We start from the raw sequence: 22,084 nt of genomic DNA on the forward strand, positions 1-22,084 counted from the left end.
ATAACCCTGGCATCCGAGGTGAATTTTCTTTATCGTCACCGCCCTTTGAAAAGCCAGAGAAATCAAAATGTTAGAAGCATCCCTCAGCCAATTGGAACAACTCGTCAGCGACCTCGTACAACAGAATCAGGACCTGCTGGGCAGCAATGAATCCCTCAAGGCCGAACTGGCCCGCGCCAAGGATGAGAACGACAGCCTGCAACTGAGCCTGATGGAACAGGAAGAGAAGCACGGCGCCACCGCCGCCCGTATCCAGGCGCTGGTTGAGCGTGTGAGTGCAGGGCCTGTCAGCGCATGAGTGAAGGGATAAAGGTCGTTTCGATTCTCGGAGAGGATTACTCGATCAAGGCCCCGCCTGGGGAAGATAAGACCCTGATGCACGCCGTGACCCTGCTCAAGGCCTCCCTGGCCACCACCAAGAAAAAGTACCCGACCCTGATCGGTGACAAATTACTGGTGCTGGCGGCGCTGAACCTGTGCGCCGAGCAGATCGAAATGCAGCAGGCTCACCAGCAGGAACTCGACCGTTACCAAGAGCAAGTCAGCGCCACGGTCGATGTGATTTCCAAGGCGATCGGAACGCCTTAGAACCACTCATCCTGCATACCGAGGCACGTGTCATCGCGTGCCTCCAGAATCGCCAGTTCATGATGGCAGCCCGGTACTTCCCAGGTCAGGAAGTACCGGGCAGCCCGGAGCTTGCCTTTGTAGAAGGCCACATCGGCCGCATTGCCCTTGGCCAAGCCTTCTTCGGCGCGAATTGCCTGTTCCAGCCAGCGCCAGCCAATCACCGTATGCCCGAACACCTTCAAGTACAGCGCCGAGTTCGCCAGGCTGCTGTTGACCTTGCCCTGGGCGAGATCCGTCAGCAGGCCGATGGTCACGCCTTGCAGGCGGTTCACCAGTTGTTCCAGCGGTTCCCTCAGTGCAGTGAGGCTTGGATATTGCTGCGCACGGGCGCCGGTTTCGGCGATCAACCTGATGAGTTGCTTCAAGCCCGCGCCGCCATTCTGCGCCAGCTTGCGCCCCAGCAAATCCAGGGACTGAATGCCATGGGTGCCTTCATGGATCGGGTTCAGGCGGTTATCACGGTAGTACTGCTCCACCGGGTATTCACGGGTGTAGCCGTGGCCGCCGAGAATCTGGATCGCCAGTTCGTTGGCCTTGAGGCAGAACTCCGACGGCCAGGATTTGACGATGGGGGTCAGCAGGTCCAGCAGTTCATGGGCCTGTTTGCGCGCGTCTTCGGTTTCCAGGGTGGTGGTGTCGTCGAACAGGCGTGCGGCGTAGAGGCCCAGGTCGAAGGCGCCTTCCACATAGGATTTTTGTGTGAGCAGCATGCGCTTGATGTCGGCGTGCTGGATGATCGAGACCGGTGCGGTTGTAGGATCCTTGCTGTCGGGCAGGCGACCTTGAGGGCGCTCGCGGGCGTACTCCAGGGAATAGAGATAGCCGGCGTAGCCAAGCATTACCGCGCCCATACCTACACCGATGCGCGCCTCGTTCATCATCTGGAACATGCAGCTTAAACCTTGGTGCGGCTTGCCCACCAGATAGCCGACACAGTTGCCGTTATCGCCGAAATTCAACGCCGTGGAGGTGGTACCGCGCCAGCCCATCTTGTGGAACAGACCGGCCAGCAACACATCGTTGCGCTCGCCCAGGCTGCCATCGTCGTTGACCAGGAACTTGGGCACGATAAACAGCGAAATGCCCTTCACCCCGGCGGGCGCGTCCGGCAGCTTGGCCAGCACCATGTGCACGATGTTTTCCGACAGCGGGTGATCGCCGCCGGAAATAAAGATCTTGTTGCCCTTGAGGCGATAGGTGCCGTCAGCCGCTGGTTCTGCGCGGGTGCGAATATCCGACAGTGACGAACCTGCATGGGGTTCAGTCAGTGCCATGGTGCCGAAGAAACGGCCGTCGATCATCGGTTGCAGGAAGCGTTGTTTCTGATCGTCGGTGCCGAAGCTTTCGATCAGGTTGGCGGCGCCCATGGTCAGGAACGGGTAGGACGTGGACGCGGCGTTCGCCGACTGGAAGTGCGCGAAACAGGCTTGTGACAACAGGGTGGGCAGTTGCATGCCACCGGCTTCGAAACTGCGTGCTGTGTTGAGGAAACCGGCTTCAAGGAACGCATCCACCGCCGGTTTGACCTCCGGAATCAGAATGGCCTTGCCGTCTTCGTAGCGCGGTTCGTTCTCGTCGTTCTTGCGGTTGTGGGGCGCAAAGTATTTTTCCGCAATGCTGCGGGCGGTGCTGATGGCCGCGTCGAAGGTTTCGCGATTGTGCTCGGCAAACCGCTCGCGCTGGGTCAGGCCCTCGGCATCGAGGACTTCGTACAGCTCGAAAGCCAGATTGCGGGAACTGAGCAGCGTCTCGGACATGGCGGATTACCTTTGGAGGAATTGGCCTGAGTCTAAGTGCGCGAATAGAGGCTGGATAGCAACATTGATTTGGGTGATGCACAGGCAAATGTGGGAGGGGGCTTGCCCCCGATGGCGATGTGTCAGTCACCAAGTGCATTGGCTGATCCACCGCTATCGGGGGCAAGCCCCCTCCCACATTTTTTACCGCATTTCGTCAGGCAGTTAGCCGATGGTCATCAGGCTGGCGTTACCACCCGCCGCAGCGGTGTTGACACTCAACGCCCGCTCAATCACCAAACGCTCCAGCGCAATCGCCGTCTCGCCCTGGGATAAACCATGCACCCCGACAATCGCGCCACCACGCTGTGCCACTTGCTGGCACACCGCGCGCAACTGGTCGGAATCACCGTGGTGCAATACCGCATCGAACACCACTTCGTCCTTGGTCCAGTCTGCCACGCGCTTGATCTTCGTCTGAATCTCCTTCGGCAGGCGTGGGAACAAGGCCTTGGTCAGGTCAGATTCCGGCCATACCGCCGAACCGCCTACGGCCAGTACCGCCGCCAGTTGCGTCAACAGATCACCTTCCACGTCCGCCAGGCACAGAACGTGCTCGCGGGGCAGGATGGCGTAACTGTTGCGCTCGCCGGTCGGGCCGGCCAGTTGGCGGGTGATACCGCTTTGCGATTGCGCGGCGAACTGGCTGCACAGGGCGCTGAGTTCGCTGAACTGGTTGCTGTCGGCCCAGGTTTTGAGGGCCGTCAGCGGTTGGCTCATGGCGTCGCGCAAGCGAACATCCGGTGCGGCCAGTGCGTCGCCGCGTACGAAGGATTGCTCGATCGCATCCGTAGGACGGGTCGACAGCAGGCGGTACAGGTACAGCGGGCCGCCGGCTTTCGGACCAGTGCCCGACAGGCCTTCGCCGCCGAACGGTTGTACGCCGACCACGGCACCGACGATGTTGCGGTTCACATAGACGTTACCGGCATTGACGTTGTCGATCACCTTGGCGATGGTCTCGTCGATGCGGGTGTGCACGCCCAGGGTCAGGCCGTAGCCGGAAGCGTTGATCTGGCCGATGAGCTGGTCGATCTCTTTACGCTTGTAGCGCACCACGTGCACTACCGGACCGAAGATCTCGCGTTGCAACTCGTCGAAGCTTTCCAGTTCGATCAGGGTTGGCATCACGAAGGTGCCGCGCTTGATCTCTTCACCATCGGCAATCGCCACCTGGTATACGTTGCGGCCTTTGTCGCGCATGGCCTGGATGTGTTTCTCGATGCCGGCCTTGGCTTCGGCGTCGATCACCGGGCCGATATCCACCGACAGGCGCTCCGGGTTGCCCAGGCGGCATTCAGCCATGGCGCCCTTGAGCATTTCGATCACACGGTCTGCTGAATCTTCCTGCAGGCACAGTACGCGCAGGGCCGAGCAACGCTGGCCGGCGCTGTCGAAGGCCGAAGACACCACGTCGATCACGACTTGTTCGGTCAGCGCCGAGGAGTCGACGATCATCGCGTTCTGGCCGCCGGTTTCGGCGATCAACGGGATCGGACGGCCCTGGGCGTCCAGGCGGCCCGCGACATTACGTTGCAGCAGACGCGCCACTTCGGTAGAGCCAGTGAACATCACGCCTTTGACGCGATCATCCCCCACCAGGCGGGCACCCACGGTTTCGCCCTGGCCCGGCAGCAGTTGCAGCACGCCTTCCGGAATACCGGCTTCCAACAGGATGCGCACGGCTTGCGCGGCGACCAGCGGAGTTTGTTCGGCCGGCTTGGCCAGTACCGGGTTGCCGGCGGCCAATGCGGCGGCGACTTGGCCGCTGAAGATGGCCAGTGGGAAGTTCCACGGGCTGATGCAGACCACCGGGCCCAGTGGCCGGTGGGCGTCGTTGGTGAAGTCGTTGCGTGCCTGCACCGCGTAGTAGCGCAGGAAGTCCACGGCTTCACGCACTTCGGCGATGGCGTTGGCGAAGGTCTTGCCGGCTTCGCGGGCCAGCAGGCCCATCAGCGGCTGGATCTCGCCCTCCATCAGGTCGGCGGCGCGCTCCAGGATAGCGGCGCGTTCGGCGGGCGGGGTGGCCTGCCAGATCGGACCGGCACTGATTGCGCACAGGATGGCGTTGTCGACGTCTTCGACGGTGGCTTCTTGTACATGACCGACTACATCACGCAGGTCGGACGGGTTGAGCACCGGCGCCGCTGCTTGCTCGCTGGAGGTACAACCGAGCATCGGCGTGGCTTTCCAGTTGTTGTGAGCGGTGGCGAGAAGGGCACACGAAAGCGATGCCAGGCGATGTTCGTTGGCCAGGTCGATACCGGCCGAGTTGGCGCGGTCGCTACCGTACAGGTCACGTGGCAATGGAATGCGCGGGTGCGGCAGGCCGAAGCCGCCTTCCAGCGTGGCCATTTGCTCGATGCTGGTCACCGGATCGGCCACCAGCTCCTGGATCGAGATGGATTGGTCGGCAATACGGTTGACGAACGAAGTGTTCGCGCCGTTTTCCAGCAGGCGACGGACCAGGTAGGCCAGCAGCGTTTCGTGGGTGCCGACCGGTGCATACACGCGGCACGGACGGTTCAGCTTGCCATCGGCAACCTTGCCTACAACCTGCTCGTACAGTGGCTCACCCATGCCGTGCAGGCACTGGAACTCGTACTGGCCGGGGTAATAGTTCTGACCGGCGATATGGTAGATGGCCGAAAGCGTGTGGGCGTTGTGCGTGGCGAACTGCGGGTAGATGACTTCCGGTACCGACAGCAGTTTGCGTGCGCAGGCGATGTAGGACACGTCGGTGTACACCTTGCGGGTGTACACCGGGTAGCCTTCCAGGCCTTCGACCTGGGCGCGCTTGATTTCGCTGTCCCAGTACGCGCCTTTTACCAGGCGGATCATCAGGCGGTGGCGGCTGCGGCGCGCCAGGTCGATGACGTAGTCGATCACATACGGGCAACGCTTCTGGTAGGCCTGGATCACGAAACCGATGCCGTTCCAGCCAGTCAGTTGAGGCTCGAAGCACAGGCGCTCGAGCAGGTCCAGGGACAGCTCCAGGCGGTCGGCTTCTTCGGCGTCGATGTTCAAACCGATGTCGTATTGCTTGGCCAGGAGCGTCAGGGACAGTAGGCGCGGGTACAGCTCATCCATCACGCGCTCATACTGCGCACGGCTGTAGCGCGGGTGCAGCGCCGACAGCTTGATGGAAATGCCCGGGCCTTCATAAATCCCACGGCCGTGGGAGGCTTTGCCGATGGAGTGGATGGCTTGTTCGTACGAGGCCAGGTACTTCTGGGCATCGTGCTCGGTGAGCGCGGCTTCACCGAGCATGTCGTAGGAATAGCGGAAGCCCTTGGCTTCGAATTTGCTCGCATTGGCCAGGGCTTCGGCGATGGTTTCGCCGGTGACGAACTGTTCGCCCATCAGGCGCATGGCCATGTCGACGCCCTTGCGGATCATCGGCTCGCCGCTCTTGCCGATGATGCGGCTCAGGGACGAGGTGAGGCCGGCTTCATTGTGGGTGGCGACCAGTTTGCCGGTCAGCAGCAGGCCCCAGGTGGCGGCGTTGACGAACAGCGACGGGCTGTTGCCCAAATGCGGCTGCCAGTTGCCGGTGCTGATCTTGTCGCGGATCAGCGCGTCGCGGGTGCCCTTGTCCGGGATGCGCAGCAGCGCTTCGGCCAGGCACATCAGGGCGACACCTTCCTGGGACGACAGGGAAAACTCTTGCAGCAGGCCCTGGACAATCCCGGCACGGCCGCCGGCGCTCTTCTGGTTACGCAGTTTTTCGGCAATCGAGGCGGCGAGCTTGTTGGTGGCTTCGGCCATCGGCGCCGGCAGGCGGGCCTGTTCGATCAGCATCGGCACCACTTCCGGCTCGGGGCGACGGTAAGCGGCAGTGATCGACGCACGCAGCACGGATTGCGGCAGGATGCTTTCGGCGAATTCGAGGAAGCACTGGTGGGCGTGGTCGGTCTGGACCTCGCCCGCGTCGTCCGCGTCCTTGCTGCTCAAACCATTGAGTTCGGTCAGGGTTGCACCACCCTCCAGTTTCTCCAGGTAATTGAAAATCGCCTGCTTGATCAGCCAGTGCGGCGTGCGATCGATGGAGGTCGCGGCGGCCTTGAGGCGCTCGCGGGTCGGGTCGTCAAGTTTGACCCCAAGGGTGGTCGTAGCCATTTTCTTATCCTCATGGGTGCCACTACCGAGTGGCATCAGCTGGCGGCAAGATTAGCTTTGCGCATGCAGAGGTGCAACCGGGTGCAACCCATTTTCTTCATGATTTTTTCGATCGTGATCGGGAAAAAAACGGCCTTCGACGGAATCCGCTTCGCCTTGGTGCGTTTGCTTCTGAGATCGGCTGTTCTTGCTCCGAAAAGGAGCAAAAACGAGGTGTTTTGCGCATTTAACATCAAGGTGCAACTTATTCTCGCGAAACTGGTTGCACCTTATTTGCTTTGTTGAATAGCATTCGCGCCCAAGGTGCAACCACCTCTGAGGTTTGGTTCATCGGCTGGCGGCTTTCCTGGGGAAACGTCAGTCATAAATGCGCGGCACGCAGCTACGTCTACCTACTTCCAGTGGGTGGTCGTCTGACAGACCGCCGCTACATAAAAACAAAGCCAGGGCGTCACTCTTATGAGCGTTAGTAATCCAACCCTGATCACGTTCGTGATCTACATCGCAGCAATGGTGCTGATCGGCTTCATGGCCTATCGCTCCACCAACAACCTTTCCGACTACATCTTGGGCGGTCGCAGCCTCGGTAGCGTGGTGACAGCCTTGTCGGCCGGTGCTTCCGACATGAGCGGCTGGTTGTTGATGGGCCTGCCGGGCGCGATCTACATGTCCGGCCTGTCGGAAAGCTGGATCGCCATCGGCCTGATCGTTGGTGCCTACCTCAACTGGCTGTTCGTCGCCGGTCGCCTGCGGGTCCAGACCGAGCACAACGGTGACGCCCTGACCCTGCCGGATTATTTCTCCAGCCGTTTCGAAGATAAAAGCGGCCTGCTGCGGATCATCTCCGCCGTGGTGATCCTGGTGTTCTTCACCATTTACTGCGCTTCCGGCATCGTGGCCGGTGCCCGCTTGTTCGAAAGCACTTTCGGCATGTCCTACGAGACCGCCCTTTGGGCCGGTGCCGCAGCGACCATTGCCTACACCTTCGTCGGTGGTTTCCTGGCCGTGAGCTGGACTGACACCGTACAGGCCACCCTGATGATTTTCGCGCTGATCCTCACGCCGATCATCGTGCTGCTGGCCACTGGTGGCGTCGACACCACTTTCCTGGCCATCGAAGCCAAGAACCCTGACAACTTCAACATGCTGAAAAACACCACCTTCATCGGCATCATTTCGCTGATGGGCTGGGGCCTGGGTTACTTCGGCCAGCCGCATATCCTGGCGCGCTTCATGGCGGCGGATTCGGTGAAGTCGATTGCCAAGGCGCGTCGTATCTCCATGACCTGGATGATCCTGTGCCTGGGCGGCACGGTGGCGGTGGGCTTCTTCGGTATTGCCTACTTCTCGGCACACCCGGAAGTGGCCGGTCCTGTGACTGAAAACCACGAACGTGTATTCATCGAGCTGGCCAAGCTGCTGTTCAACCCATGGATTGCCGGTGTGTTGCTGTCGGCCATCCTGGCTGCCGTGATGAGTACCCTGAGCTGCCAATTGCTGGTGTGCTCCAGCGCCCTGACCGAAGACTTCTACAAAACCTTCCTGCGCAAGACCGCCTCCCAGGTTGAGCTGGTGTGGGTCGGTCGTGCCATGGTGCTGCTGGTGGCCCTGGTCGCTATCGGCCTGGCCGCCAACCCGAACAACCGCGTACTGGGCCTGGTGAGCTACGCCTGGGCCGGTTTCGGCGCCGCGTTCGGTCCTGTGGTGCTGATCTCGGTGATCTGGAAAGGCATGACCCGCAACGGCGCACTGGCCGGTATCCTGGTCGGCGCGATCACCGTGATCGTGTGGAAACACTTTGAGCTGCTGGGCCTGTACGAAATCATCCCAGGCTTCATCTTCGCCAGCCTCGCGATCTACGTCGTAAGCAAGATGGGCGCACCGACTGCGGGTATGGTCGAGCGTTTTGATGCGGCGGAAAAAGACTACAACCTCAACAAGTAATTCGCCGGGCCTTAAGCGCCTGATGAGTTGAAAGAGGGGCCCGCTTCCTATGGATAGCGGGCCTTTTTTTGCGTGTGCTTTACGCCGACCCAGAGAGGATTCGTACGCGTTTTTGTAGGGTTTTACTGATTTGTCTGGCGCGTGCTCGGCAGAGGGCAGCCGTGATGCAGAATCGGCCCCTTACCCCTTGCAGAGAAACACCGGATGTTAGCTCCTGCCAATCAGAGTGCCTTTACCCTGTCCCTCAATGGGGAGCCCAGTGAATTCAAGGTCCACGGGTTCATGGGGACTGAGTTCATCAGCCTGCCTTTTCGCTTTGACCTGGAGTTGGTCAGCGAGCAACCCGACCTGGACCTTGAGAGTCTGCTGCACAGCCAGGCGTTCCTGGGGTTTGATGCCAATGGCCATGGCATTCATGGCCTGGTGTATCGGGTCGCACAAGGTGATTCGGGCAGGCGCCTTACGCGCTATCAGATCACCCTGATGCCGCAGCTGGCTTATCTGGAGCACAGCACTCATCAGCGGATCTTTCAGAAAAAAACAGTGCCCCAGATCATTGCACAGGTATTGGAGGCCCAGGCCATCAAAGCTGATGCCTTCGCATTTCATCTGAGCGGCAAGTACCCCGAGTGTGAGTATTGTGTTCAGTTCGGCGAAACCGATCTGGAGTTTATTCAACGCTTGTGTGCCGAATGGGGCATTCACTATCACTTCCAGCACAGCCCCGAGCGCCACCTGTTGGTGTTTGGCGACGACCAGAGTGTGTTCGCGAAGCCGGATCACGTCACGCCATATTCACCCGGCTCCGGGATGGTGGCCGATGGGCCTGCGATCAAGCGCTTTATTCTGCGGCTGAAGACCCGCACCAGCGGTGTGAATCTGCGGGACTACGACTTCAAAAAGCCGAACCTGACGTTGGAAAGCGCAGTCTCCAGCAATCGGCAACCGACTCTGAACGACCAGCGTTACCCAGGGCACTTCGAAGATCGTGAGCGTGGCAAGTACCTGGCGCAACGCGTGCTGGAGCGTCATCGCAGCGATTACCGCCAGGCCCGTGGCCATAGCGATCAACCGGCGTTGGTCACCGGACAGTTCCTGAAGATGGCTGGTCACCCTCGTCAGGAGTGGAATGCCTTGTGGCTGGTCACTCAGTTGCACCATACAGGGCGGCAGCCTCAGGTGCTTGAGGAATCTGCCCCTGAAGGGTATGGCGATGAATCCTCCCAAGGCTACAGCAATGAATTTGTCGTAACGCCCTGGGACGTGCTGTTTCGAACACCGCTCATGATGTCGCGGCCGTCCATATCGGGTTACCAGAACGCAGTAGTGACGGGGCCCGCCGACAGTGAAATCCATTGTGACGAGTACGGCCGGGTCAAGGTGCAGTTTGCCTGGGACCGCAACGGTGAACGCAACGATCAGTCCAGCTGCTGGCTGAGGGTTGCCAGCGGTTGGGCCCATGATCGTTACGGTTCTGTGTTGATTCCGCGGGTCGGTATGGAGGTCCTGGTGGGCTTCGTCAATGGCGACCCGGATATGCCATTGGTGATGGGTTGCCTGCCTAATGCGGCAACACAGGTGCCCCTCGATTTGCCGGCGGACAAGACCCGAAGCATCTTGCGCAGCCAGAGCAGCCCTGGGGGGGGTGGCTACAACGAGCTACGCATCGAGGATCGCAAGGGGGCCGAGGAAATCTATCTGCGCGCCCAGCGGGATTGGACGCAGCATGTGCTGCATGACCATCGGGTGATGGTGGACGGCGAATCGCACCATGAAGTGCAGGGCGAGGAACAGCGGATAAATCATGGCAACCGCCTGACCGACCTCAAGCAGGACGACCATCTAGTGGTGGGCGGTTCGCAGCAGGTCCGGGCCGGGCAGACCATCCAGATAGGCGCAGGACAAAGCATCGTCATTGACGCGGGCGCGACCGTCACGATTCAGGCGGGTGGGCAGTCGATCACCCTGTCTGCCGGTGGCATTTTCAGCAGCGTGCCGATCCAGCCTGGCGGGGCGCCCGCTGCAGTAGCGGCGCCGTTGATGCCGGGGGTGAAGGAAAAATTGTTGGCAGTGATCCCGGCTCCGCTGTCCCGTGTGCAGGTCGCCAGCCTGAAACGCAGTGCACCGTTTTGCGAAGAGTGCGAACGATGCAGGAACGGCCAGTGCAATCTCACCTGACCTCCACCCAGAAGGACTCTACGTCGATGCTTCAACCCTTGCTTGCTGGTGAAAAGATCTTCGCAGTACTCGGCGCTGCCAGCGACGCCCAGCCCTTGAATGCGTGGCGAACGCTGGCCGGCGGAGCGCCTTTGCATCCCGTTTGGGCCAGTACGGCCTATGCGACCTGGGAGGAGGTGATGCCCTATGTAGGCATCGTCGATCCAGGTAGCGCGTTCCTGGAATGGGCTGCCGCCACAGACGCCACGGATTGGGGCTGGCTGGCCGTATCGTCCTGCCCATTGGACGTGGTGGTCGCACACCTGCAAAGCCTGACCAAGGTGTACCTGGCCGATGGGCAAGAGGTATTTTTGCGCTTTTGGGATGGCGCGCAGTTTCTGCCGATCATTCAGCGCTGCGGTGAAGAGCTGTTGCCGGTGTTCCCGCGATACCTCATTAGTGGCCAATCGCTGACTGTTGCGACTGGCCCGGTCACTGCCGCCAAAGCCAGCCCATGGTGGCGAGTGCCGGTACCTTTGCTGGAGCACTTGGCGGAGCAATCGCCGCAAACCCTGGTCGGTAACCTGTTGCAGTGGCTCGAAGAGCAGCGACCCGACCTCTACACCGCTTTTGCGCCGGCGACCTTGCAGCACAAGGTCGCCTACTTTGCGCGTCGATCGAGTATCAGCCATGAAGCGCTGGCTGATTACCTGGCCTCAGAGCTGAGTTGAGCCCAGCGCCTGCTGCAAATCCTCGATCAGGTCTTCAATGGCCTCGATGCCCACCGACAAGCGAATCATCTCGGGCTTTACGCCGGCCTTGGCCTGTTCTTGCTCGTTCATCTGCCGATGGGTGGTGGAGGCCGGGTGGCAGGCCAGGGATTTGGCATCGCCGATGTTCACCAGGCGCTTGAAGATGCGCAGTGCGTCATAGAAGCGCACGCCGGCCTCATAGCCGCCCTTCAAGCCAAATGAAAGGATTGCTGACGGTTTGCCTTGCAAGTACTTCTGCGCCAGTTCGTGGTGCGGGTGGTCCGGCAGGCCTGCGTAGCTGACCCACTCTACCTCGGCATGGCCTTGCAGGAACTGTGCGACCTTCAGGGCGTTTTCAGTATGGCGCTCCATGCGCAGGGCCAGGGTTTCCAGGCCTTGCAGCAGCAGGAAGGCGTTCATCGGGGCCAGTGCCGCGCCGGTGTTGCGCAGTGGAACGGTGCGGGCGCGAGCGATGAAGGCGGCCGGGCCGAATTTCTCGGTGTAGACCACGCCGTGATAGGCGGGCTCGGGGTTGTTGAGCCCGGGGAATTTCTGCGGGTAGTCGGTCCAGGGGAAGTTGCCGCTGTCGACGATCACGCCGCCCAGGGAGTTGCCGTGGCCGCCGATGTACTTGGTCACCGAGTGCACCACGATATCGGCGCCGAACCGGATGGGTTTGCACAGGATCGGCGTGGCCACGGTGTTATCCACCACCAGCGGCACGCCGTGCGCGTGGGCGACGTTGGCCAGGGCTTCCAGGTCGACGATGTTGCCCGCCGGGTTGCCGATGCTTTCGCAGTACACCAGCTTGGTGTTGTCGTCGATCAGCTCGGCGATGGCTTCGGCGCAGTCATCCCGGGCAAAGCGAACATCGACGCCGAAGCTGGGCAGCAAGTGCGCGAACAAGGTGTAGGTGCCGCCGTAGAGTTGCGGGGTGGTGACGATATTGTCCCCGGCGCGGGTGAGCGTCTGGATCGCGTAGTGGATCGCCGCGCTGCCGGCCGACACCGCCAGGCCTGCGATACCGCCTTCGAGCGCGGCGATGCGTTGCTCCAGCACGTCGTTGGTGGGGTTCATGATCCGCGTGTAGATATTGCCGGGCACGTCCAGGTTGAACAGGTCGGCGCCGTGCTGGGCGTTGTCGAATTCGAAGGCAACATTCTGGTAGATCGGCACAGCAACGGCCTTGGTGGTCGGGTCCGACTGGAAGCCGTGGTGCAGTGCGATGGTGGCGTCTTTCATGAGGGTGATGGACCTCCCTGGAGTGTGGATCGCCACAATAAGTCCGAGTCATCATTGATATTTAGACTTTTTTCAGGTGAAAGCCTGTCTTTTCGATATAAGTACCGCCCGGCACGTTGCCCTGCACCAACGCTTGCGTAAAAGGTAAACTTCGCCCCCTGCGCAGGAGCAACCATGAATTATCGTCACGCCTTTCACGCCGGCAACCACGCCGATGTCTTCAAACACCTGACCTTGACCCGCCTCATCGCCCTGATGTCGCGCAAGGAGCAGCCGTTCGCCTACCTCGACACCCATGCGGGGATCGGTCTGTACGACCTGCAGGGCAACCAGGCCAACCGCACCGGTGAATACCTGGAAGGCATCGCCCGCCTGTGGGGCGCAAGCGACCTGCCGCCGTTGACCGCCGATTACATGCGCGTGCTGCATGAGATGAACCCGGATGGCGAGTTGCGCTACTACCCTGGTTCGCCCGAGCTGGCGCGGCGCCTGACGCGCCCTCAGGACCGCGTGCTGCTCAATGAGAAACACCCGGAAGACGGCGTGTTGCTCAAGGACAACATGAAGGGTGACCGCCGCGTCAAAGTGCACCTGGGCGAAGGTTGGCACGTACCGCGTGCGCTGTTGCCGGTGCCGGAAAAGCGCGCGCTGATGCTGATCGACCCGCCGTTCGAAAAGCTCGACGAGATGCAACGCTGCGCCGCCTCCCTCAAGGAAGCCGTGGGCCGCATGCGCCAGACCGTCGCGGCCATCTGGTACCCGGTGAAGGACCAGCGCATGTTGCGTCGTTTCTACCAGGACCTCGCCGGCAGCGGCGCGCCGAAGTTGCTGCGAGTGGAGTTACTGGTGCATCCGCTGGACACCCCCAACACCCTGACTGGCTCGGGCCTGGCCATCGCCAACCCGCCGTGGGGGCTGGAAGAGGAGCTGCGTGAGCTGCTGCCGTGGCTGTCCAGGAAGCTTGGGCAGACCCAGGGCGGATGGCAGATGGATTGGCTCATCGCTGAGTAACCACGCCTTGTGAATACCTCATGTGGGAGGGGGCTTGCCCCCGATAGCGATCTATCAGTTACAGATGTACTGACTGACACACCGCTATCGGGGGCAAGCCCCCTCCCACATTTTACCCGTGTCGGCTTTAGATCGGGCAGGTCACACCGGTGCCACCAATCCCGCAATAGCCCTGCGGATTTTTCGCCAGGTACTGCTGGTGATACGCCTCGGCGAAGTACACCGTCGGTGCCTCTTCGATTTCGGTGGTAATCGCACCCAGGCCGGCCTTGGTCAGTTCGGCTTGATACGCCTTGGCGCTGGCCTGCGCCGCCGCCAGTTGTTCCGGCGTGGTGGCATAAATCACTGAGCGGTACTGGCTGCCGATGTCATTGCCCTGGCGCATGCCCTGGGTGGGGTTGTGCAGTTCCCAGAACATTTTCAACAAGTCTTCGTATTTCACTTTGGCCTGGTCATACACCACCAGCACCACTTCGCTGTGGCCGGTCAGGCCCGAGCAGACTTCTTCATAGGTCGGGTTGGGCGTGTAGCCGCCGGCGTAACCGACCACAGTGCTGACCACGCCATCGCGCTGCCAGAACCGACGCTCGGCACCCCAGAAGCAGCCCAGGCCGAAGATTGCAAAGCCGACGTCATCGAGGAACGGTCCGAGCAGCGGGTTGCCATTGACGAAGTGCTTCTGCGGCAATGCCATCGGGGTTTCACGGCCAGGCAGAGCTTGTTCTTGAGTAGGCAGCACGTTTTTGTTCACCAGAATTTCCGAGCGCAAGACCATGATCAGTCCTCTCGTCAGGTTGAGTTAGCAATAAAGATTGAGACCGCCAGTGTGCCCGAGTGTTACAGCGCTGTCAGGCGATAGGGCCGCGCGGGTAGCGTTTCAGCATCGCCAGCAGCTCGGCGCCGGGGATCGGCCGGTCGAACAGGTAGCCCTGGCCCACATCGCAACGGTGCCGGCGCAGGAACGCCAGTTGCTCGGCGGTCTCGATGCCCTCGGCCACCACCTTGAGCTTGAGATTGTGGGCCATGGCGATCACCGCCGAGGTGATTTCCATGTCGTCCTGGTTGTCCGGGATTTCGTGGATGAAGCTGCGGTCGATCTTGATGATGTCGATAGGGAATTTTTTCAAGTAACTCAACGACGAGTAACCGGTGCCGAAGTCGTCCATGGCCAGGGTCAGGCCGAAGCTCTTCAATTGATCAAGCTGCAGGCGCGTGTCTTCGGTGGCTTCCAGTAGCAGGCCTTCGGTCAGTTCCAGCTCCAGCAGGTTGGCCGGCAGTTTTTCTTCCTTGAGGATCGTGGCGATCGAGGCCACCAGGTCCGGGTCGGAAAACTGCTTGGGTGACAGGTTGATCGCCACCTGCAAGTTGCCCATGCCAGCGGCGGTCAACTGACGGCTCATGCGACAGGCCTGGCGCGCGATCCATTTGCCGATGGGAATAATCAGACCGGTTTCTTCAGCCACGCTGATGAATTGGTCAGGGCGGATCATGCCTTTTTCCGGATGGTTCCAGCGCAATAGCGCTTCCATGCCCAGCAGACGGCCACTGCGCAGGCACAGCTTGGGCTGGTAGAACACGTCCAGTTCGTTCTGGGTGAGGGCGCGGCGCAGGTTGTTCTCGACGAACAGCTTGTAGCTGGCCTCGGCATTCAGCGCTTCGGTAAAGATCTGCACCTGATGTTTGCCGTTGGCCTTGGCCTTGTGCAGGGCCAGGCCGGCGTTACGCATCAGGGTCTGCGGGTCGCGGCCATGCAGTGGCGCGCAGGCCAGGCCCACGGAGCCGGTGACGCTGATCAACTGGTTGTCGACGAACATCGGCTTGTCGAGGGTCGCGAGCAATTGGCTGGCCACCAACTGGCCACTTTCCAGGTCGGTGTCGTCGAGCAGCACCGCAAACTCGTTGCTGGCAAAGCGCGCCAGGCTGCCACCGGTGCTCAGGCTGTTGCGCAGGCGCCGGGCCAGGCTGATCAGCAGCTTGTCACCGGTCTGGTGGCCTAGGCTGTCGTTGATGCGCTTGAAGTTGTCGATGTCCACCAGCAGCAGGCTGATCGGGCTGTCGCTGTCACGGGCGAAGCGTTCATCGAGGTTGCGAATGAACGCCGGGCGATTGCCCAGGTTGGTCAGGTTGTCCGTGTAGGCCAGGCGCTCGATACGCTGCTGGGCCAGCTTGGTCTGGGTAATGTCTTCGTAGATGCCGATGTAGTGCGTCAGCTCACGGTTGTCGCCATACACCTTGGAAATCGACAGCTGGCCCCAGTAGGGCTCCAGGTTCTTGCGCCGGCTCTTGAATTCGCCCTGCCAGCTGTTGCTTTTGGCCAGGCTCGAGGGGGCGTCGAACAGCAATTCGCTGAGGTTCTCCAGCGCCGGCAATTGGGCCAGGCGGTGGCCGTGGACCTCTTCGGCGCTGTACTGGGTGATCGCAGTAAAGCTTGGGTTGACGTACTCCACTACACCATCGCAGTTGACCAGCAGAAAGGCGTTGGCGCTTTGTTCCACGGCACGCTGGAACAGGTGCAGGGCGCTGGTGGCGGTGCGGCGGTTGTGGTTGTTGATCACCTGGGCGAACTGGTCGGCCAGCTCGCCGGCAAAGGCAATTTCATCGGCCTGCCAGGCGCGGGTGCTGCCGCTTTGCTCCAGGCACAGCACGCCCACCACATGGCCATCGACGCGAATGCTCGCGTCAAGCATCGCGTGGATGTCTTTGTCGCGCAGGCTGTCGGCCATTTCTCGGGTGCGCGGGTCGCGCAGTGCGTTGGTGGCGTCGATGGCCCGGCTGGAGTGCAAGGCTTCCAGGTAGTCCGGGAAGCAACTGGCGTCGATAGGCTCGGGCAAGTGATGCTGCCCGTCTGCGCGGTGGTAGGCGGAGATCGGCACCAGGCGCTGGCCTTCAAGGTTCCAGATGCTGGCGCAGTCGATCTGGTAGATATCGCAGGCGCTGCGGGTGATCAGCTCGGCAGCTTCCTGCAGCGAATTGTTAGTGGTGTAGCGCTGACGGGCCAGCAGCAGGATCAACTCCTGTTGGGCGCGCACCCGCTCAAGGTGCTGCAACTGTTCCTGCTGGGCCCGCTGGTTGAGTTCCAGGGCGATCTGCAGGCGGCTGTTCTGGTTCTCCAGGTCTGCCGTGGGCACGGCAGTGGGGATTTCACTGAACAGGCCATCGACCACCATCAGGTAGCCGCGCAGCAGGTGGCGATTGTGTTGTTTGTAGGCTTCGCCCATTTCCAGCAGGCTCAGCGGGCCGTCGCTGGTGTGCAGGGTGTAGCGCACCAGGTAGTGCGGGCTCTGGTTCAGTTGCTGCTGGATGATGTCGTGCAGTTGATAGCGCGCCTGGGGCTCCATCAGGCTGGCGTAAGGAGTGCCGATCAGCGCGCACAGCTCGACCGCCGGCAGGCCGAATTGGCGCTCGCAATTGGGGTCGAGGTAAAGGAGGGCCCAGCTTGCCTCATTAAGCCGCTCGAAACGCAGCATACCGAGGCGCGAAGGCACCGGTAACTGCGTCACTACCTCGGCCGCCATTCGGGCGACATCGGGCTGGCTTTTCATGGGGGAGACTCACTTGAAATAACGCGCACGGCGCCGGGCTCACGCCCTCTTTTCTGTTGCCTGCGGCAAGGTTGCATCATGCGGCGCGGGCTGACAAGAGAGGATGAAGGCTAAGTGCTATAACGGGGTTATCGGCTGCGGAAGGGATTTCTGCAATCGAGGTGATGGAAGGTGTACAAACCTGTCTTGTATGTCCAGTTTCCTGCCTGAAAGCCGGCAAAAAAAGCCCCGCCAAGTGGCGGGGTTGAGGTACGAGCGTGGCGCTCGAAAATCGATACAGCCAGGCCTCCTCAGTGAAGAGGAGGCCGTGACGGTTTACAGCAAGATCGTGCGGATATCGTTCAGCACTTGGCCCAGACGCTGGGTGAAGCGTGCAGCGGCGGCGCCGTTGATCACACGGTGATCGTAGGACAGCGACAGCGGCAGCATCAGCTTAGGCTGGAACGCTTTACCGTCCCAAACCGGCTGGATAGTCGCCTTGGACACACCCAGTATCGCCACTTCCGGCGCGTTGACGATTGGCGTAAAGCCAGTACCGCCAATGTGACCGAGGCTGGAGATGGTGAAGCATGCGCCCTGCATGTCGTCCGGGGTGAGCTTCTTGTCGCGGGCCTTGGCAGCCAGCGCGGCGGCTTCGGCAGCGAGTTGCAGCAGGCTCTTCTGGTCGACGTTCTTGATCACCGGTACCAGCAGGCCATCCGGGGTGTCCACCGCGAAACCGATGTGCACGTACTTCTTGCGGATGATCGCCTTGCCGCTTGGCGCCAGCGAACTGTTGAAGTCCGGCAGCTCCTTGAGCAGGTAGGCACAGGCCTTGAGCAGCAGCGGCAGCACGGTCAGTTTCACGCCGGCTTTTTCGGCCACGGCTTTCTGCGCAATGCGGAAAGCTTCCAGGTCGGTGATGTCGGCCTGGTCGAACTGCGTCACGTGCGGGATGTTCAGCCAACTGGCGTGCAGGCCGGCCGCGCCGATTTGCATCAGGCGGGTCATCGGCACTTCTTCGACTTCGCCGAAGCGGCTGAAGTCCACGGTGCGGATCGGCGGAATGCCCGAACCACCGGTAGCGCCGCCAGCAGCTGGCGCTTCCTTGGCTTTCTGCATCATGGCCTTGACGTAAACCTGCACGTCTTCCTTCAACACGCGACCGTGAGGGCCAGTGGCCGACACAGCGCTCAGCTCCACGCCGAACTCACGGGCCAACTGACGCACGGCAGGGCCGGCGTGAACCTTGGCACCGCTTGGCGCAGGTGCGGCAGCAGCAGCGGCCGGAGCGGCCTCGACTTTTGCAGCAGGTGCAGGTGCAGCGGCAGCCGGTGCGGCTTCAGCCTTGGCGGCTGGAGCAGCGGCCGGGGCTGGGGCGGCGGCAGGCGCAGCGCCTTGTACTTTCAGCTTGAGGATGAAGTCACCGGTGCCGACTTCGTCTTCCAGCTTGACCGCAATGCTTTCCACCACGCCGGCAGCCGGCGAAGGGATTTCCATGGAGGCTTTGTCAGACTCCAGGGTGATCAGCGACTGGTCGGCTTCGACGGTGTCGCCGACCTTGACCAGCAGCTCGATGATCTTGGCCTTGCCCGACGAACCGATGTCCGGGACGTGAATGTCCTGGACAGTGGCGGCGGCAGGTGCGGCAGCGGCAGGCGCTTCGGCAGGTTTTTCAGCAGCAGGCGCAGGTGCAGCGGCGGCAGCAGGGGCCGCCGGCGCAGGGGCCGCATCAGCGGCACCTTCGATTTCCAGCTCCAGCAGTTCGTCGCCTTCTTTCAGGCGGTCGCCCAGCTTCACTTTCAGGCTCTTGACCACGCCGGCCTTGGGAGCAGGGATTTCCATGCTCGCCTTGTCCGATTCCAGGGTCAGGATGCTCTGGTCGGCTTCGACGGTGTCGCCGACCTTCACAAACAGCTCGATTACTTCACCTTCACCGCTGCCGATGTCAGGTACGCGAATGAGTTCGCTCACAAAAAGTCTCCTCAGCAGTCCAGTGGGTTGCGTTTTTCCGGGTTGATCCCGAACTTGACGATAGCGTCAGCCACCACCTTCGGTTCGATCTCACCACGGTCAGCCAAGGCTTCCAGGGCTGCCAACACCACGAAGTGACGGTCAACTTCGAAGAAGTGACGCAGCTTCTTGCGGCTGTCACTGCGGCCGAAACCGTCGGTGCCCAGGACTTTGAATTCCTTGGACGGGACCCACTGGCGAATTTGTTCAGCAAACAGTTTCATGTAGTCGGTCGAAGCGATCACCGGGCCTTTACGGCCGGTCAGGCACTCTTCAACGAAGGTGCGCTGTGGCTTCTGGCCAGGGTGCAGGCGGTTGTGACGCTCTACGGCCAGGCCATCGCGACGCAGTTCGTTGAAGCTGGTCACGCTCCATACGTCGGCCCCGACGTTGAACTCGTCACGCAGGATCTTGGCCGCTTCACGCACTTCGCGCAGGATGGTGCCGGAGCCCATCAGCTGTACGTGGTGCGCTGCTTCCTTGGTGTCTTCTTCGAGCAGGTACATGCCCTTGATGATGCCTTCTTCCACGCCGGCCGGCATGGCTGGCTGCTGGTAGGACTCGTTCATCACAGTGATGTAGTAGAAAACGTCCTGCTGCTCTTCGGTCATTTTCTTCATGCCGTCCTGGATGATCACCGCCAGCTCGTAGCCGTAGGTTGGATCAAAGGTGCGGCAGTTCGGGATGGTGGCAGCCAGGATGTGGCTGTGACCGTCTTCGTGTTGCAGGCCTTCGCCGTTCAGCGTGGTACGACCGGCGGTGCCGCCGATCAGGAAGCCACGGGTACGGCTGTCGCCTGCTGCCCAGGCCAGGTCGCCGATACGCTGGAAGCCGAACATCGAATAGAAGATGTAGAACGGCAGCATCGGCTGGTTGTGGCTGGAGTACGAAGTACCGGCAGCGATGAAGGAGCTCATTGCGCCCGCTTCGTTGATGCCTTCTTCGAGGATCTGGCCCTTCTTGTCTTCCTTGTAGAACATCACCTGGTCTTTATCGACTGGCTCGTAGAGCTGGCCGACGGAGGAGTAGATGCCCAACTGACGGAACATGCCTTCCATACCGAAGGTACGGGCTTCGTCCGGGATGATCGGGACGATGCGCGGGCCGATGTCCTTGTCCTTGACCAACTGCGCGAGGATCCGCACGAAGGCCATGGTGGTGGAGATTTCACGGTCGCCCGAGCCGTCAAGGATAGCCTTGAGGGTGCTCAGGTCCGGCGTCGGTACGCTGAAGCTCTGCGCGCGGCGTTGTGGCACGAAACCACCCAGTGCGGCGCGGCGCTCGGCCAGGTAGCGGGCTTCGGCGCTGTTCGGCTCCGGCTTGAAGAACGGCAGGTTTTCCAGCTCTTCATCCTTGACCGGGATGTCGAAGCGGTCACGGAACAACTTCAGGCTGTCGACATCGACTTTCTTGGTGTTGTGCGCAGTGTTCTTCGCTTCGCCGGCACCGGTGCCATAACCCTTGATGGTCTTGGCCAGGATGACGGTCGGTTGTTCTTTGTGGTTGACCGCTTCGTGGTACGCCGCGTAGACCTTGTACGGGTCGTGGCCGCCACGGTTGAGTTTCCAGATTTCGTCGTCGGACAGGTCGGCAACCATCGCCTTGAGTTCAGGCGTGTTGAAGAAGTGTTCGCGGACGAACGCGCCGTCCTTGGCCTTGTAGTTCTGGTACTCGCCGTCGATGACTTCGTCCATGCGACGCTGCAGGATACCGTCGACGTCCTTGGCCAGCAGTGGGTCCCAGAAACGACCCCAGATGACTTTGGTCACGTTCCACTGGGCGCCGCGGAACACGCCTTCGAGTTCCTGGATGATCTTGCCGTTGCCGCGAACCGGGCCGTCGAGGCGCTGCAGGTTGCAGTTGATGACAAAGATCAGGTTGTCCAGCTTCTCGCGGCCGGCCAGGGAGATGGCGCCCAGGGATTCCGGCTCGTCGCACTCGCCGTCGCCCAGGAAGCACCAGACCTTCTGTTTGCCTTCAGGGATGAAGCCACGGGCTTCCAGGTACTTCATGAAGCGTGCCTGGTAGATCGCCTGGATCGGGCCCAGGCCCATGGATACGGTCGGGAACTGCCAGAAATCAGGCATCAGCCAAGGGTGCGGGTACGACGACAGGCCGTTACCGTCCACTTCCTGGCGGAAGTTGTTCATGTGTTCTTCGCTGATGCGGCCTTCCATGAACGCACGGGCGTAGACGCCTGGCGAGGTGTGGCCCTGGAAGTAGATCAGGTCGCCGCCGTGTTCGTCGGTCGGGGCCTGGAAGAAGTAGTTGAAGCCGATGTCATACAGGGTTGCGCTGGAAGCGAAGCTGGAGATGTGACCGCCCAGGTCCGAATCTTTCAAGTTCGTGCGCATTACCATCGCCATGGCGTTCCAACGTACCAGCGAGCGAATGCGGCGTTCCATGAACAGGTCGCCAGGCATGCGTGCTTCGTGGGTAACGGGGATGGTGTTGCGGTATGGCGTAGTGATGGCGTAAGGCAGTTGCGAGCCGCTGCGGGTCGCGAGTTCGCCCATACGGGTCATCAGGTAGTGAGCACGGTCTTCGCCTTCTTTGTCGAGAACCGATTCCAGGGCGTCCAGCCATTCCTGGGTTTCGACGGGATCGAGGTCTTGCATGGCTTGCTCCAGGGCGGAAAGGCTACCAGAATCGGTTGCCTGAAGTTTGCGACTGGCCTTGTGGGCAGACGACATAAATTCTTGGATGGCCGAAGGTTGCTTCGGCGTCCTGTAGTTTTACTACAAATCGTCGGCCATTTCAGCCTTTCGAATGTATATACGAGTAGTAAAACTACACAAGACTGAGCGTATGGCTCGGTCTGGCTGGTGAGCATAATCGTTATTGTTGATCTTTTGCGAACAAGAAAAGGTGAAAGCTTGATGTTGGCTGCCAAAATGAA

At 60.9% G+C, this 22,084-nt stretch carries 13 protein-coding genes; 6 read left to right on the forward strand and 7 right to left on the reverse strand.

Translation table 11 applies throughout. The features are described 5' to 3' along the window. Window positions 1–67 precede the first annotated feature (67 nt). Both BM017_RS16995 and BM017_RS17000 read left to right on the forward strand, forming a co-directional pair. Window positions 68–298, forward strand: a complete 231-nt coding sequence (locus tag BM017_RS16995) for a hypothetical protein (RefSeq protein WP_058423524.1) — start codon at window positions 68–70, stop codon at window positions 296–298. After that, window positions 295–588, forward strand: a complete 294-nt coding sequence (locus BM017_RS17000; protein WP_071492333.1) for a cell division protein ZapA — start codon at window positions 295–297, stop codon at window positions 586–588. The genes BM017_RS16995 and BM017_RS17000 overlap by 4 nt, the downstream gene beginning before the upstream one ends. Here BM017_RS17000 and BM017_RS17005 read toward each other — a convergent pair. Continuing rightward, window positions 585–2,387 (reverse strand): acyl-CoA dehydrogenase, encoded by a 1,803-nt coding sequence (locus BM017_RS17005; protein WP_092246511.1) that lies wholly within the window; start codon window positions 2,385–2,387, stop codon window positions 585–587. The genes BM017_RS17000 and BM017_RS17005 overlap by 4 nt on opposite strands. 204 nt (window positions 2,388–2,591) lie before the next feature. Next, window positions 2,592–6,545 carry a trifunctional transcriptional regulator/proline dehydrogenase/L-glutamate gamma-semialdehyde dehydrogenase gene (putA, locus tag BM017_RS17010; RefSeq protein ID WP_092246514.1) on the reverse strand — a complete coding sequence of 1,318 codons (3,954 nt, stop codon included), beginning with the start codon at window positions 6,543–6,545 and terminating at the stop codon, window positions 2,592–2,594. Window positions 6,546–7,004: 459 nt separating this feature from the next. On the opposite strand from putA, the gene putP reads away from it, so the two are divergent. The 3 genes from putP to BM017_RS17030 all read left to right on the forward strand — a co-directional run bounded on the left by putP (window position 7,005) and on the right by BM017_RS17030 (window position 11,377). Continuing rightward, window positions 7,005–8,489 (forward strand): sodium/proline symporter PutP, encoded by a 1,485-nt coding sequence (gene putP / locus BM017_RS17020; RefSeq protein WP_071492330.1) that lies wholly within the window; start codon window positions 7,005–7,007, stop codon window positions 8,487–8,489. A 204-nt stretch (window positions 8,490–8,693) separates the two neighbouring features. After that, complete coding sequence (locus BM017_RS17025) at window positions 8,694–10,667, forward strand: type VI secretion system Vgr family protein (RefSeq protein WP_092246517.1); 1,974 nt, start codon at window positions 8,694–8,696, stop codon at window positions 10,665–10,667. Between the two features lie 26 nt (window positions 10,668–10,693). Next, a complete protein-coding gene (locus BM017_RS17030; RefSeq protein WP_092246520.1) occupies window positions 10,694–11,377 on the forward strand; it encodes a DUF4123 domain-containing protein in 684 nt (227 codons plus the stop codon). Here BM017_RS17030 and BM017_RS17035 read toward each other — a convergent pair. Continuing rightward, complete coding sequence (locus BM017_RS17035; RefSeq protein WP_092246523.1) at window positions 11,363–12,640, reverse strand: O-acetylhomoserine aminocarboxypropyltransferase/cysteine synthase family protein; 1,278 nt, start codon at window positions 12,638–12,640, stop codon at window positions 11,363–11,365. The two genes, BM017_RS17030 and BM017_RS17035, sit on opposite strands and share 15 nt — an antisense overlap. 174 nt (window positions 12,641–12,814) lie before the next feature. On the opposite strand from BM017_RS17035, the gene BM017_RS17040 reads away from it, so the two are divergent. After that, complete coding sequence (locus BM017_RS17040; protein WP_092246526.1) at window positions 12,815–13,651, forward strand: 23S rRNA (adenine(2030)-N(6))-methyltransferase RlmJ; 837 nt, start codon at window positions 12,815–12,817, stop codon at window positions 13,649–13,651. A gap of 127 nt (window positions 13,652–13,778) precedes the next feature. Here the strand turns inward: BM017_RS17040 and msrA are convergent, their stop codons facing one another. The 4 genes from msrA to aceE form a co-directional block, all read right to left on the reverse strand. After that, a complete protein-coding gene (gene msrA / locus BM017_RS17045; protein ID WP_092246529.1) occupies window positions 13,779–14,426 on the reverse strand; it encodes a peptide-methionine (S)-S-oxide reductase MsrA in 648 nt (215 codons plus the stop codon). A gap of 73 nt (window positions 14,427–14,499) precedes the next feature. After that, window positions 14,500–17,193, reverse strand: a complete 2,694-nt coding sequence (locus BM017_RS17050) for a putative bifunctional diguanylate cyclase/phosphodiesterase (RefSeq protein ID WP_071492324.1) — start codon at window positions 17,191–17,193, stop codon at window positions 14,500–14,502. Window positions 17,194–17,508: 315 nt separating this feature from the next. Beyond that, on the reverse strand, window positions 17,509–19,146 hold the full coding sequence (gene aceF, locus BM017_RS17055; RefSeq protein ID WP_092246532.1) for a dihydrolipoyllysine-residue acetyltransferase: 1,638 nt from the start codon (window positions 19,144–19,146) through the stop codon (window positions 17,509–17,511). 11 nt (window positions 19,147–19,157) lie between these two features. Further along, window positions 19,158–21,803, reverse strand: coding sequence for a pyruvate dehydrogenase (acetyl-transferring), homodimeric type (gene aceE / locus BM017_RS17060; protein WP_058423512.1), 2,646 nt, complete (start codon window positions 21,801–21,803; stop codon window positions 19,158–19,160). Between the last annotated feature and the right edge of the window lie 281 nt (window positions 21,804–22,084).

Origin of the sequence: Pseudomonas sp. NFPP04 (genome assembly GCF_900113815.1) — a bacterium.
GTDB lineage: Bacteria > Pseudomonadota > Gammaproteobacteria > Pseudomonadales > Pseudomonadaceae > Aquipseudomonas > Aquipseudomonas extremorientalis.

What these genes read in the sequence shown, in the direction of transcription:
- BM017_RS16995 (WP_058423524.1), top strand. Translation starts at nt 68, where the DNA reads ATGTTAGAAGCATCCCTCAGCCAATTGGAACAACTCGTCAGCGACCTC.
- BM017_RS17000 (WP_071492333.1), top strand. Translation starts at nt 295, where the DNA reads ATGAGTGAAGGGATAAAGGTCGTTTCGATTCTCGGAGAGGATTACTCG.
- BM017_RS17005 (WP_092246511.1), bottom strand. Translation starts at nt 2,387, where the DNA reads ATGTCCGAGACGCTGCTCAGTTCCCGCAATCTGGCTTTCGAGCTGTAC.
- putA (WP_092246514.1), bottom strand. Translation starts at nt 6,545, where the DNA reads ATGGCTACGACCACCCTTGGGGTCAAACTTGACGACCCGACCCGCGAG.
- putP (WP_071492330.1), top strand. Translation starts at nt 7,005, where the DNA reads ATGAGCGTTAGTAATCCAACCCTGATCACGTTCGTGATCTACATCGCA.
- BM017_RS17025 (WP_092246517.1), top strand. Translation starts at nt 8,694, where the DNA reads ATGTTAGCTCCTGCCAATCAGAGTGCCTTTACCCTGTCCCTCAATGGG.
- BM017_RS17030 (WP_092246520.1), top strand. Translation starts at nt 10,694, where the DNA reads ATGCTTCAACCCTTGCTTGCTGGTGAAAAGATCTTCGCAGTACTCGGC.
- BM017_RS17035 (WP_092246523.1), bottom strand. Translation starts at nt 12,640, where the DNA reads ATGAAAGACGCCACCATCGCACTGCACCACGGCTTCCAGTCGGACCCG.
- BM017_RS17040 (WP_092246526.1), top strand. Translation starts at nt 12,815, where the DNA reads ATGAATTATCGTCACGCCTTTCACGCCGGCAACCACGCCGATGTCTTC.
- msrA (WP_092246529.1), bottom strand. Translation starts at nt 14,426, where the DNA reads ATGGTCTTGCGCTCGGAAATTCTGGTGAACAAAAACGTGCTGCCTACT.
- BM017_RS17050 (WP_071492324.1), bottom strand. Translation starts at nt 17,193, where the DNA reads ATGAAAAGCCAGCCCGATGTCGCCCGAATGGCGGCCGAGGTAGTGACG.
- aceE (WP_058423512.1), bottom strand. Translation starts at nt 21,803, where the DNA reads ATGCAAGACCTCGATCCCGTCGAAACCCAGGAATGGCTGGACGCCCTG.